This is a genomic window from Massilia sp. Root335 (assembly GCF_001425685.1).
GTDB lineage: Bacteria > Pseudomonadota > Gammaproteobacteria > Burkholderiales > Burkholderiaceae_D > Telluria > Telluria luteola.
In genome coordinates this window covers 21626-32948 of the sequence record NZ_LMCY01000011.1, presented here as the reverse complement: position 1 = coordinate 32948, position 11323 = coordinate 21626, and the positions used below count along the sequence as shown (strand labels likewise).

The following is an 11323-nucleotide window of genomic DNA, read 5'->3' as shown; positions in this document are numbered from 1 at the left end:
CCCGCCGTGTTCGCGCCGGCGGGTGCGCACGGCGTGCATGGCGCGCACGGCGTGCCCGCGCCGGCGCGGCCGGGGGTGCAACTGGCCGCCCACGGCCCGGTGCCGCCGCTGCGCGTGCTGCGGCCCGCGCTCGGCCAGCCGCGCGTGCCGCAACCCGTGCACGGCGCCGACGCCGCCGGCCGCCGGTTCGTCCAGGGCGCCCGCGGTCCGGTCCCCGCGGCCGTCCAGCCGATGGCCGCACTGCCGGGCGCGCGCAAACCGCGGCCGGATCATCCGGTGGCGGCGCTGGCGGGCGTGCCGCCGGACGTGGTGCCGGGGCGTCCCGGCGCGCCGCTTGCGCCGCTTGCGCCACATTCGGGCGCGCGGCCGCAGGCACCGGACTTTGCGCACGGTCCGGCGAATGGTCCGCTGCGCGCGCCGCAGGCCCCCGAATTTGCGCGCGGTCCGGCGAACGGTGCGCCGCACGCGCCGCCGGCACCGTCGCCGGGTGCGGCGGCGCGGCATGAGCAGCGCGGCCCCGTTCCGCTGGCGCCAGTCGCGCCGGCGGAACAGCGCTTCGCGGCGCACGGCATGACGCCGCAGGCGCAGGCCCCGGGCGCGCCGCCGCGGCCGGACGAACGTCGCGCGATGCCGGCGGCGCACGGCCAGGCTCCGCAGCCGGCAGCGCACCGTGCCGCGCCGCAGCCGCCGGCACATGCCGAGGCCGCGCAGCAGGCTGTCCACGTGCAGGCGGCGCCACCGCACGCTCCCGCACCGCATCCGCAGCCGTCGGCTCCGCAGCCGCATCCAACCGTGCCGCATCCGCAGCCTGCGCAGCATGCCGTACCGCAGCCGGCCCCGCGGCCGCATCCGCCGGCACCGCATCCGCAGCCCGCACCGCACGCCGCACCGCAGCCGCAGCCGCATCCGTCAGCGTCGCAGCCGCATCCGCAGCGCGCGCCGCATGCCGCGCCGCAGCCGACCCTGCATCCGCCAGCTCCGCATCCACAGCCTCCGGCGCCACGGCCGCATCCGCCCGCACCGCATCCGCAGGCTGCGCCGCAGCCGGCCGCGCACGCGCCGTCGCATCCGGCACCACCGGCGCCGGCGCACGGCGGCGGCAAAGGCGGCGACCACGGGCACAAGCACGAGGAGCAAGGCGGTCACTGATCGCGCGGACCCGTGCGCGCCGGCGGTGTAAGATGAGCTTCCCCGAGTTCATCGCCGGCCCGTGCGCGCCGGCCGCGCCATGCCGACACCACACCGCCCAGCCACCGCCATCGATCATCGACACGGAGCGGCATCATGATGCTGCTGCTCCTCTTCCTGGCGGGGTTGTGGGCCGGCGTGCAGAACGCGCTGGCCGGCGGCGGGTCGTTCGTCACGCTGCCGGCGCTGATCGTGTCCGGCATGACGCCGCTGGCCGCGAACATCACGTCCACCGTCGCGCTGTTCCCCGCGCAGATCACGTCGGGATTCGCCGGACGCCGGCTGGTCAGCGGCGCGGGCGGCCTGCCGTTCTGGGCGCTGTTCGTGCTGAGCATCGCCGGCGGCGCGGCGGGCGGGCTGTTGTTATTGCATACGTCGCCGGCCGTCTTTGCGCGGCTCGTGCCCTGGCTCGTGCTGTTCGCGACGGCCGTGTTCACGTGGGGAAGCTTCTTCCGCAAGCCCGGCGCCGCCGGCGCCGTGCACCTGGGGCCTGCCGCGACGGGCGTCGCGCAATTCCTGATCGCCGTGTACGGCGGCTATTTCGGCGGCGGCATCGGCATCCTGATGCTGGCCGCGCTGACGATGGCGGGCCTCGCCGCGCGCAATGCGGGGGCCACCAAGAACGTGCTGGCCGGCGTGATGAACGCGTCCGCCGTCGTGCTGTTCCTCGCGTCGCCCCAGCTGCACTGGCTGCAGTGCGGCGTGCTGGCGGCGGGGGCCGTCATCGGCGGGCTCGCTGGCGCGTGGGCGCTGCATCGCGTGAACGAGCGGGCGCTGCGCGTGGCGATCGTGTGCATCGGCGTCGCGCTGACCGCCGGGCTGTTCCTGAAGCCGATCTGACGCACGCGCGCGCCGCGCGCTGGACACCGCCTCCGGCTTGGTCTACAGTGGAATCATGCGGTATCGCCATGAATGATGCCGCCGGGAAGGTAGGTGCGCCATGCTGGATTTTCTATACGGCCTCGAACCGGATCTCTCGCTGCACGCCGTCGTGCTCGCGGCCGGCTGCGCGACGTTTTTCGTGGTACTGCTGTGGCGGCGTTGCCCCAACTGCAGCTGGCAGGAGTGGTCCAGCGAGTTGCTGGGCCGCGACAACAAGGACGACGCAACGGAGGAGTGATTCCCTGCCGGTCAGCGCTGCTGCAGCATCGACGGCACCATCGCGGCCTTCAGGACGACGCCCGGCTCGCCGTCGTGCGTGCCGCTGCCCAGCCACAGCGCGCCGGCCTTGCACATCCTCATCGCGAACGGTCGGCCCGCCAGCAGCCTGCCGGCCAGCTCGCTGATGGCCGGGTTGTGACCGACGAGGATGACGACGCCGTCGCCCGCGGGCCAGCCCGTGGCTTTCAGCAGGTCGTCCGCGGCGCGGCCGGGTGCGATCTCGGCGCGGATGTCGTAAGGGAGGGCGAGGGCATCCGCCGTCTGGCGCGCGCGATTGGCCGGGCTGCATAGAATGCGCGCCCGGGCGGGGAGGTAGCCGTGCAGCCAGTGCGCCATGCTTCGGGCTTGCTCCCGGCCCCTGCCGGTCAGGTTGCGTGCCAGGTCAGGTTCGGTGTCTTCCGCCTCGGCGTGGCGCCACAAGATCAGATCCATGTCCGACTCCTCGTTCCGTGCGCACCGGTGCGCGCGGCCCATCTTAGCCTGTTTGCCGCGGCGGCGCCGTCCCGCAGTCGATCGTCGGCGGCCGCGTTCCTCGTCCGTCAGGGCAGCAGCAGCGCCAGTTCCTGCGCGCCCTGGCGCAGCACCGGCAGGAATTCCTCCACCATGCGCTCCGGCGTCGCGCGCGACGCGTGCGCGCCCACGTTCAGCGCGGCCAGCACGCGGCCCGACGCGCCGCGCACGGGCACGGCGATCGAGCGCAGGCCCAGTTCCAGTTCCTCGTCGTTGACGGCGTAACCGTCGCGGCGTACCTGCGCCAGCACGTCGCGCAGGCGCGCGGGGTCCGTCACGGTGCGCGCCGTCATGGGCGCGAGGGTCGTGCGGGCCAGGTAGGCATCCAGCTCGTCCTGCGGCAGCTGCGCCAGCAGCACGCGGCCCAGCGAGCTGCAATATGCGGGCAGGCGGCTGCCGGCGGACAGCGACACCGACATCACGCGCGACGCCGCCGCGCGCGCCACGTACAGCACCTGGTCTTCCTCCAGCACGGCCAGCGAGCTCGATTCGCCCAGCGCCTTGCTGACGCCGTTCAGGCACGGCTGCGCGGCGGCCGTCAGCGGCGTCGAGGACAGGTACGAATACCCCAGGGTCAGGACCTTCGGCCGCAGGCTGAAGTTGTTCAGTTCCGCATCGACGTAGCCGAGCTGCCTGAGCGTGTGCAGGCAGCGGCGCACGGCCGCGCGCGGGATGCCCGTCTGCTGGCTGATCTGGGCGATGGTCTGCGGCTTGCGCGTGTCGGCGAACGCGCGCAGCACGGCCAGGCCGCGCGCGAGCGAGGTCATGAAGTCGGGATCGGCGAGGGCGTCGATGTCTTCCGCGATGGTGCGCGGCGCGGCTGGGGTGGCGGTGGTCGATGACATGTTGAAATTGTAATCGATCGGGATCGGCCTTCAGGAAGCGCTTGACCGGCGGCGGCACGCAGGCGTACACTTTTTGTGCGGTAAACGAATCATTGTGCGATTATCGCACACCACAACCAAGGTGACATCCCATGATCGATAAAACTTGTGCATCGCTGGAGCGCGCCGTGGCCGACATCCACGACGGCGCCACCGTCATGATCGGCGGCTTCGGCAACGCCGGCATGCCCTCCAGCCTGATCGACGCGCTGATCGCCCACGGCGCGCGCGAACTCACCATCGTGAACAACAATGCCGGCAACGGCGACACGGGCCTGGCCGCGCTCATCAAGGAAAAGCGCGTGCGGAAGATCGTGTGCTCGTTCCCGCGCCAGTCCGATTCGTGGCATTTCGACGCGCTGTACCGCGCCGGCGCGATCGAGCTGGAACTCACGCCGCAGGGCAATCTCGCGGAACGCATCCGCGCGGCCGGCGCCGGCATCGGCGGCTTCTTCACGCCCACCGGCTACGGCACCCTGCTGGCGGAGGGCAAGGAGACGCGCGTCATCGACGGCAAGAATTACGTGTTCGAGACCCCGATCCACGCCGACTTCGCGCTGATCAAGGCGCTGCGCGGCGACCGCTGGGGCAATCTCGTGTACCGCAAGACGGCGCGCAACTTCGGCCCGATCATGGCGATGGCCGCGAAGACGACCATCGCGCAGGTGCATGACATCGTCCCGCTCGGCGACCTCGATCCGGAAGCGATCGTCACCCCCGGTATCTTCGTCCAGCGCGTCGTCAAGGAGGCAGTATGACCATTACCAGCCGTTTTACCCGCGACCAGATGGCCGCGCGCGTCGCCCGGGACATCCCCGAGGGCGCCTACGTCAACCTGGGCATCGGCCTGCCCACGAAGGTCGCCAACTACCTGCCGCCCGAGCGCGAAGTGTTCCTGCACAGTGAGAACGGCCTGCTCGGCATGGGCCCCGCGCCGGCGCCCGGCGAGGAAGACGAGGACCTGATCAACGCCGGCAAGCAGCCCGTCACCCTGCTGCCGGGCGGCGCCTATTTCCACCACGCGGACTCGTTCGCGATGATGCGCGGCGGCCACCTGGACATCTGCGTGCTGGGCGCCTTCCAGGTGTCGCACACGGGCGACCTCGCCAACTGGCACACGGGCGCGCCGGACGCGATTCCCGCCGTCGGCGGCGCGATGGACCTCGCGATCGGCGCCAAGCAGGTGTTCGTGATGATGGAACACCAGACCAAGACGGGCGAGAGCAAGATCGTCGAGCGCTGCACGTATCCGCTGACGGGTGTCGAGTGCGTCAGCCGCATCTATACCGACCTGGCCGTGCTGGACGTCACGCCCGCCGGCCTGCGCGTGCGCGAGATGGTTCCCGGGCTCACCCTGGCCGACCTGCAGGCCGTCACGGCCGCGCCGCTGCTGGCGCCCAACGAATAAAAGGAGAATGAACATGACCGACGCATTCATCGTCGACGCCATCCGCACCCCCATCGGCCGCTACGGCGGCGCGCTGAAGGATGTGCGGGCGGACGACCTGGGCGCCATCCCCATCCGCGAACTGATGCGGCGTAATCCGGACGTCGACTGGTCCGCCGTCGACGACGTGATCTACGGCTGCGCCAACCAGGCCGGCGAGGACAACCGCAACGTGGCGCGCATGGCGCTGCTCCTGGCCGGCTTGCCGCAGGAGGTGCCGGGCTCCACCGTCAACCGCCTGTGCGGGTCCGGTCTGGACGCCGTCGGCATTGCCGCGCGCGCCATCAAGAGCGGCGAGGCACGCCTGCTGATCGCGGGCGGCGTCGAATCGATGACGCGCGCGCCGTTCGTGATGGGCAAGGCGGAATCCGCATTCTCGCGCAGCGCCAACATCTACGACACGACGATCGGCTGGCGCTTCCCGAATCCGCTGATGCACGCGCTGTACGGCACGGATGCGATGCCGGAAACGGCGGAGAACGTGGCGGACGACCACGGGATCTCGCGCGCCGACCAGGATGCCTTCGCGCTCGCGAGCCAGGTGAAGGCGGCGCGCGCGCAGCAGGACGGCACGTACGACGCCGAGATCGTGCCGGTGCTGGTCCCGCAAAAGAAAGGCGATCCCATTCGTTTTGCGCAGGACGAGCATCCGCGCGCGACGAGCCTGGAAACGCTGGCGAAGCTGAAACCGGTCGTGCGGCCCGGCGGCACGGTCACGGCCGGCAATGCGTCCGGCGTGAACGACGGCGCCTGCGCGCTGCTGCTGGCGAATGCGGAGGCCGCCGCGCAATACGGCTTGAGGCCGCGCGCCCGCATCGTCGGCATGGCGACGGCCGGCGTGGCGCCGCGCGTGATGGGCATCGGCCCGGCGCCCGCCGTGCAGAAGCTGTTGCGCCAGACCGGCATGACGCTGGACCAGTTCGACGTGATCGAGCTGAACGAGGCGTTTGCCGCGCAGGGACTGGCCGTGCTGCGGCTGCTGGGCATCGCGGACGACGATCCGCGCGTGAATCCGAACGGCGGCGCGATCGCACTCGGCCATCCGCTCGGGATGAGCGGGGCGCGGCTCGTCACGGCGGCCACTTACCAGCTGCAGCGGACCGGCGGGCGGTTCGCGCTGTGCACCATGTGCATCGGCGTGGGGCAGGGGATCGCGGTGGTGATCGAGCGCGTTTAAATACGCTTACGTTACGCATGGTGGGCGGAGGCCGCCCACCCTACGACGCATGCCGTACGGTGGGCACCCCGTGCCCGCCGTTTACGATGCGCTGCGACGGTCGAGCCAGTACATGTAGGGTGGGCACCCCGTGCCCGCCATTTACGATGCGTCCCGACCGTCCAGCCAGTCGAAGATCTGCGGCCAGATTTTTTCGTGCGCGCTGCGCCCCACGAGCACGCCCACGTGCTGCAGGTTGACGCCGACGTCGCCCTGGTAGTGCAGCACCTTCTTGCGGGGGCTCGACGTCGCGTCGTGGAACGGGATCAGGGCATCCGGCGGAATCAGCTTGCTGCGCGGATCGACCACGCTCAGCAGCGGCGAGCGCAGGTCGTGCGGCCCGATCGTGCGGCTGCCGACGGCCAGCTTGCCCTGCATGAACGCGTCGCGGCGGTACAGCGATTCGACGATCTCCGTGAACAACCGGCCCGGCAGCGGGAATTCGTCGTGCGTCCAGCGCTCCACGCGCATGTGCGTGACCATGGCTTGCGGGTCCGCCATCGACAGCCAGCGGTCTGTCCAGCGCTCCCACTGGAATGCCTGCGGCTCGGCCATCGCGCTCATCATGTTGAGGAAGACGCCGGGCACCTGGCGGAACGTGTCGGCGATGGGGCGGGCGTGCGGCGTCGCGTCGATCAGGCGCGCGAAGCAGCTCGACGCCGGCGTGAAGTGCAGCGGCGACTCCAGCAGCATCGTCGCGCTGACGGCATCCGGGTGCAGGCAGCCGTGGATGGCGGCCAGGATGCCGCCCAGCGAATGGCCGGCGAGGACGACCTGCTCCGGCCCGCCGTCGGCCGCGATGGCGCGGCGGCAGGCGGCCAGCAGGTGGTCGCCGTAGTCGTCCAGGCCGAAGTGGTCGTGGGTGTCCGGCAGCGCCACCCATTCGGCCAGGTAGACCCGCCAGCCGCGCTCCAGCCAGCGCCGCACGACGCTGACCTCGGGCGCGAGGTCCCAGATATACGGGCGCTTGATGGGCGCGGGCACGATCAGCACGGCGGGGCCGCCGTTCGCCGTGATGTCGGCCGGCGCGCCGTAGCGGCGCACGTTCAGGCCGGGTTCCGCGTGCAGGACCGTCGACGGCGTCTGCTGCGGGCCGTAGCCCGCGCGGTCCAGCATGTCGCCGCGCGCCCGGCGGCTGCGGTCCATGTTCTTGAGGGCCTGCGCACCGAGCATGCCCATCGTGGTGTTCCAGTTGCTTGCCTGCATGGCGATTCGTCCGAGGTCAGAGTGGAAGACACCGCACTCTACGCCACCCGGCCCCGGGCTCCAATCGCGCGCGACTGGAATCTGGCCCGGGTTTGCGAAGCGTTAAACAGGGAGCGTTGACGATGCCTGCAGGCTATTGTGCATGATTAAAACAGGTGGCGGCGCACCGTCCGCCACCCGTGCCGGGCTTACTCGACCCAGCTGTGGCCGTCGCGCGCGAGCAGCGCGAACGACTCGGCCGGACCCCACGAGCCGGCCGCGTACGGATGCGGCTTCTCGTCCAGCGTCTGCCAGCCTTCGATGATCGGGTCGGCCCATTCCCACGCCGCTTCCAGTTCGTCGCGGCGCATGAAGTGGGTGAGGCGGCCGCGCACGACGTCGATCAGGAGGCGCTCGTAGGCTTCGGCGCGGCGCTGCTGGAACGCGGACTGCAGGTCGAGGTTCAGCGCGACCTGCTGCATCTCCATGCCGCTGCCGGGCTGCTTGGCCATGATCTGCAGCTTGATCGCTTCTTCCGGCTGCAGTTCGATGACGAGGCGGTTGGCGACGGCGCCGGCCGACTGCGGGAACAGCGGGAACGGCGGATTCGCGAACTCGACCACGATCTTCGACGAGCGGCGCGCCATGCGCTTGCCGGTGCGCAGGTAGAACGGGACCTTGGACCAGCGCCACGTATCGATGAAGGCGCGCAGGGCGACGAAGGTTTCCGTCTTGCTCTCTTGCGGCACGTTCTTTTCTTCCAGGTAACCAGGCACTTCCTGGTTGCCGGACACGCCGCGGATGTACTGGCCGCGCACCGTGTCGCGCGCGATGTCGGCCAGGGTCAGGCGGCGCAGCGAGCGCAGCACCTTGAGTTTTTCGTCGCGCACGGCGTCCGGCGACAGCGACGTCGGCGGTTCCATCGCGACGATGCACAGCAGTTGCAGCAGGTGGTTCTGCACCATGTCGCGCATGGCGCCGGCGCCGTCGTAGAAGCCGGCGCGGCTGCCCACGCCCACTTCCTCGGCCACGGTGATCTGCACGCTGGAAATGTTCGGCGCGCGCCACAGCGGTTCCAGGATCGAGTTACCGAAGCGCAGCACCATCAGGTTCTGCACGGTTTCCTTGCCCAGGTAGTGGTCGATGCGGTAGATCTGCGATTCGGCGAAGTGGCGGCCGACGTCTTCGTTGATGGCGATCGCGGACGCCAGGTCCGTGCCCAGCGGCTTTTCCAGCACGACGCGGGCATTGGCGTCGACGAGGTTGCTCGCGGCCAGCTTGTCGCAGATGGTGGTGAACAGGGACGGCGCCGTCGACAGGTAGAACACGCGCTGCGCGCCGGCGCGCGAGGCGCTGGCCAGTGCCGAAAAATCGGGCGCGGCCTGCACGTCCAGGCGCACGTACTCGAGCAGTTTCAGGAAGCCGTCCCAGGTCTTCTCGTTGAAATTGCTGGCGGCGATGAACGAACGCGAATTCGCTTCGATGTGGGCAAGGTAGGCGTCGCGGCCGAAATCCTGGCGGCCGGTGGACAGGATGCGCGTCGTCGGCGGCAGGTTGCCGTGCAGGAAAGCCATATACAGCGCCGGCAGCAGCTTGCGCATCGCAAGGTCGCCCATGCCGCCGAAGATGATCATGTCGAGGGGGAGGCCGTTGTCTGTCTCTGTCGAGTGGGTCTGCATGTTGTTCTGAATCTTCGAAGTTGAGATGGTTGCCCGGTACGCTGTCGCGGCACCAAAGGGAAAACGTGGCCGGGCAGGGCTGGGCGGATGCAACCCGCTGCGCGCCCGTGTGTCGGTGCGGCATGCGTGCGGCGGCGGACGTCGTGCGCCGGCTTGTGGCCGGTCGGCGACGCCGCGGTCGGGCGGGATGGATACGCCTGTGTCCTGGAACCGACGATTGTACACCGGGCCGGCACCGGGGTTCGCGTGGCGCCGGTGCCGGTTCGGTCTATATTAAAAACTGATAACAAATGACGAATAAGTGATGGCCCCGGCATGCGCCGGCGCGTTAACATGGCAACTCGTGCGGTGGCGTGGTGGCCACCAGCACGGCCTCGACTTACTTACTCTCGATATCACTTCAGGGCGCCTTCGCGGCGCCCTTTTTTTTCACGCGGCGGGCGTGCCGATCATCCAGCCGTGCGGCGCCAGCGTGGCGGATTCGCCCTGCCAGCCCGACGCATAGAGCGGCCGCACATGCGCGAGGCCGGCATCGAACGCCAGCGGCGCCGCCGACAGGTTCGCGAGCACGACGATGCGCTCGCCGTCGTATGCACGGACGAAGCCGACGGCGCCGGCCGGCACGCCGTCCAGGAACGTCGTGGCGCCCCGGCGCAGCGCGGCGTGGCGGCGGCGCAGGCCGATCAGGGTCTGGTAATGCGCGTACGCGGCGGCGTCGAACGCATCCCAGTCGAGCCGCCAGCCGTCGAACAGCACCTGCCAGCCGGTCCACGTGGGCTCGTTGAATTCCTGCCCCATCAGGATGTGCGGCACGCCGTCCAGCGCCAGCAGCACGGCCGCCGCCGGACGGTGGGCGGCGCGGCCCAGGAAGGCGCACGCGCGTCCCTGCTCCTTGTCTTCCAGCCAGCGCATGCGCAGGGCGCCGCGCGGGAAGCTGTACGTCGATTCGTTCCAGTAGCGCGCGAACGCGGCGCCGTCGGCCGTGCCGTGCGCGCAGCGGCGCAGCATCTCGCGCGTGCCGCCTTCGTACGTGAGGTCGCATGCGGCCAGGTGGTGGAATTCGTCGTACGACTGGGACACGAGGGCGATGTCCGGGCGCACCGCCGCCAGCGCCGCGCGGATCTCGTCGAGGAAATCGCAGGGCGTGATGTCGGAATCGTCGAAGCGCAGGCCGTCGAAGCCGAAGCGCTCGATCCAGCCGCGCATGCTGTCGATCAGGGTGCGCCGCAGCGCGCGGTCGGCGAAGTCGAACCCGGCGAATTCGGTGCGGTTGGGGACGGCGTAATAAATGCTGCCGTCGGCGCGCCGCGTGTACCAGTGCGGATGCGTGCGCGTGAAGGGATGGTCGATGCTGCTGCGGTTGAGCGTCCAGTCGAGCAGCACGCGCATGCCGCGCGCGTGCGCGGCGTCGACCAGCGCGCGCAGCGCCGCCGCGTCGCCCAGACGCGGCGCGATGGCGTCGAAATCGCGCACCGCGTACGGGTCGCCCGCCGTGCCGCGCCGGCCTTCGATGCCGGCGGGGTGGATGGGCATGATCCAGAGGATGTCGACGCCCAGCTCGCCCAGGTAGGGCAGCCTGGCGCGCACGCCGTCGAAGTCGCCGCCGAACGCGGGCACCGACAGCTGGTAGATCACGCCGTCGCGCAGCCAGTCGGGGCTCGCCAGCGCGGCGCGCGCATGCAGCGGGCCGGGCGCTGCGGCACACAGGCCGGCCTGGCGCATCAGCACCGATCCCGCGTCGTCGACCGTCAGGCAGGAGTTGTTCTGGCCGTCTTCCGAGATCCACGGATTGGCGGGATCGACGATCCAGTCCGTGCCGTCGACGACGAATTTATACAGGTGGCGTCCGGCCGGCACGGGCAGCACCGCCTGCCAGCGGGTGGGCGAGACGCGTTCCAGCATGCAGGCGTCGCCCACCCAGCTGTTGAACGTGCCTGCCAGCGCGACGGTGCGGATGCCGGGCGCGGCGTCGCAGGTGAAGCGCACGCCGCCGGGGACGGCGTGCGGCAGCAGGGCCGGGTCGGGGCGGAATTGCAGGTCCATGGTTGTTCTT

The 11323-nt window shown here is 70.5% G+C and carries 10 protein-coding genes and 1 pseudogene; 6 read left to right on the top strand and 5 right to left on the bottom strand.

From position 1 onward, the window contains the following. The 3 genes and pseudogenes from ASC93_RS31360 to ASC93_RS08160 all read left to right on the top strand — a co-directional run. Nucleotides 1-1149 (top strand): annotated as a pseudogene (locus tag ASC93_RS31360) (hypothetical protein); the annotation flags it as partial. A 138-nt stretch (nt 1150-1287) separates the two neighbouring features. Then, nucleotides 1288-2028, top strand: a complete 741-nt coding sequence (locus tag ASC93_RS08165) for a sulfite exporter TauE/SafE family protein (protein ID WP_056440246.1) — start codon at nt 1288-1290, stop codon at nt 2026-2028. A 100-nt stretch (nt 2029-2128) separates the two neighbouring features. Further along, nucleotides 2129-2308, top strand: coding sequence for a hypothetical protein (locus tag ASC93_RS08160; protein ID WP_056439930.1), 180 nt, complete (start codon nt 2129-2131; stop codon nt 2306-2308). Between the two features lie 11 nt (nt 2309-2319). On the opposite strand, the gene ASC93_RS08155 is transcribed toward ASC93_RS08160, so the two are convergent. Next, nucleotides 2320-2781 carry a histidine phosphatase family protein gene (locus ASC93_RS08155; protein ID WP_056439927.1) on the bottom strand — a complete coding sequence of 154 codons (462 nt, stop codon included), beginning with the start codon at nt 2779-2781 and terminating at the stop codon, nt 2320-2322. 107 nt (nt 2782-2888) lie between these two features. After that, nucleotides 2889-3704, bottom strand: coding sequence for an IclR family transcriptional regulator C-terminal domain-containing protein (locus ASC93_RS08150; protein ID WP_056439925.1), 816 nt, complete (start codon nt 3702-3704; stop codon nt 2889-2891). Between the two features lie 131 nt (nt 3705-3835). Here ASC93_RS08150 and ASC93_RS08145 point away from each other — a divergent pair, with 131 nt between their 5' ends. Genes ASC93_RS08145 through pcaF form a run of 3 tightly spaced genes read left to right on the top strand, consistent with a single transcriptional unit; the run spans nt 3836 to nt 6367 of the window. Continuing rightward, on the top strand, nt 3836-4501 hold the full coding sequence (locus ASC93_RS08145; RefSeq protein ID WP_056439923.1) for a 3-oxoacid CoA-transferase subunit A: 666 nt from the start codon (nt 3836-3838) through the stop codon (nt 4499-4501). Beyond that, entirely contained in the window at nt 4498-5151 is a 654-nt protein-coding gene (locus ASC93_RS08140) for a CoA transferase subunit B (RefSeq protein WP_056439921.1), read from the top strand. The genes ASC93_RS08145 and ASC93_RS08140 overlap by 4 nt, the downstream gene beginning before the upstream one ends. 13 nt (nt 5152-5164) lie before the next feature. After that, nucleotides 5165-6367, top strand: coding sequence for a 3-oxoadipyl-CoA thiolase (pcaF, locus tag ASC93_RS08135; RefSeq protein ID WP_056440244.1), 1203 nt, complete (start codon nt 5165-5167; stop codon nt 6365-6367). Nucleotides 6368-6508: 141 nt separating this feature from the next. Here pcaF and ASC93_RS08130 read toward each other — a convergent pair whose 3' ends face one another. The 3 genes from ASC93_RS08130 to ASC93_RS08120 all read right to left on the bottom strand — a co-directional run bounded on the left by ASC93_RS08130 (nt 6509) and on the right by ASC93_RS08120 (nt 11313). Then, a complete protein-coding gene (locus ASC93_RS08130) occupies nt 6509-7612 on the bottom strand; it encodes an alpha/beta fold hydrolase (RefSeq protein WP_056439919.1) in 1104 nt (367 codons plus the stop codon). A gap of 188 nt (nt 7613-7800) precedes the next feature. Beyond that, nucleotides 7801-9270, bottom strand: a complete 1470-nt coding sequence (zwf, locus tag ASC93_RS08125) for a glucose-6-phosphate dehydrogenase (protein ID WP_056439917.1) — start codon at nt 9268-9270, stop codon at nt 7801-7803. Between the two features lie 429 nt (nt 9271-9699). Continuing rightward, nucleotides 9700-11313 (bottom strand): alpha-amylase family glycosyl hydrolase, encoded by a 1614-nt coding sequence (locus tag ASC93_RS08120; protein ID WP_056439915.1) that lies wholly within the window; start codon nt 11311-11313, stop codon nt 9700-9702. Nucleotides 11314-11323: the final 10 nt, after the last annotated feature.

Coding starts and splice junctions, on each gene's coding strand:
- ASC93_RS08155 (WP_056439927.1), bottom strand. CDS start 2,781: ATGGATCTGATCTTGTGGCGCCACGCCGAGGCGGAAGACACCGAACCT.
- pcaF (WP_056440244.1), top strand. CDS start 5,165: ATGACCGACGCATTCATCGTCGACGCCATCCGCACCCCCATCGGCCGC.
- ASC93_RS08150 (WP_056439925.1), bottom strand. CDS start 3,704: ATGTCATCGACCACCGCCACCCCAGCCGCGCCGCGCACCATCGCGGAA.
- ASC93_RS08120 (WP_056439915.1), bottom strand. CDS start 11,313: ATGGACCTGCAATTCCGCCCCGACCCGGCCCTGCTGCCGCACGCCGTC.
- ASC93_RS08130 (WP_056439919.1), bottom strand. CDS start 7,612: ATGCAGGCAAGCAACTGGAACACCACGATGGGCATGCTCGGTGCGCAG.
- zwf (WP_056439917.1), bottom strand. CDS start 9,270: ATGCAGACCCACTCGACAGAGACAGACAACGGCCTCCCCCTCGACATG.
- ASC93_RS08145 (WP_056439923.1), top strand. CDS start 3,836: ATGATCGATAAAACTTGTGCATCGCTGGAGCGCGCCGTGGCCGACATC.
- ASC93_RS08165 (WP_056440246.1), top strand. CDS start 1,288: ATGCTGCTGCTCCTCTTCCTGGCGGGGTTGTGGGCCGGCGTGCAGAAC.
- ASC93_RS08140 (WP_056439921.1), top strand. CDS start 4,498: ATGACCATTACCAGCCGTTTTACCCGCGACCAGATGGCCGCGCGCGTC.
- ASC93_RS08160 (WP_056439930.1), top strand. CDS start 2,129: ATGCTGGATTTTCTATACGGCCTCGAACCGGATCTCTCGCTGCACGCC.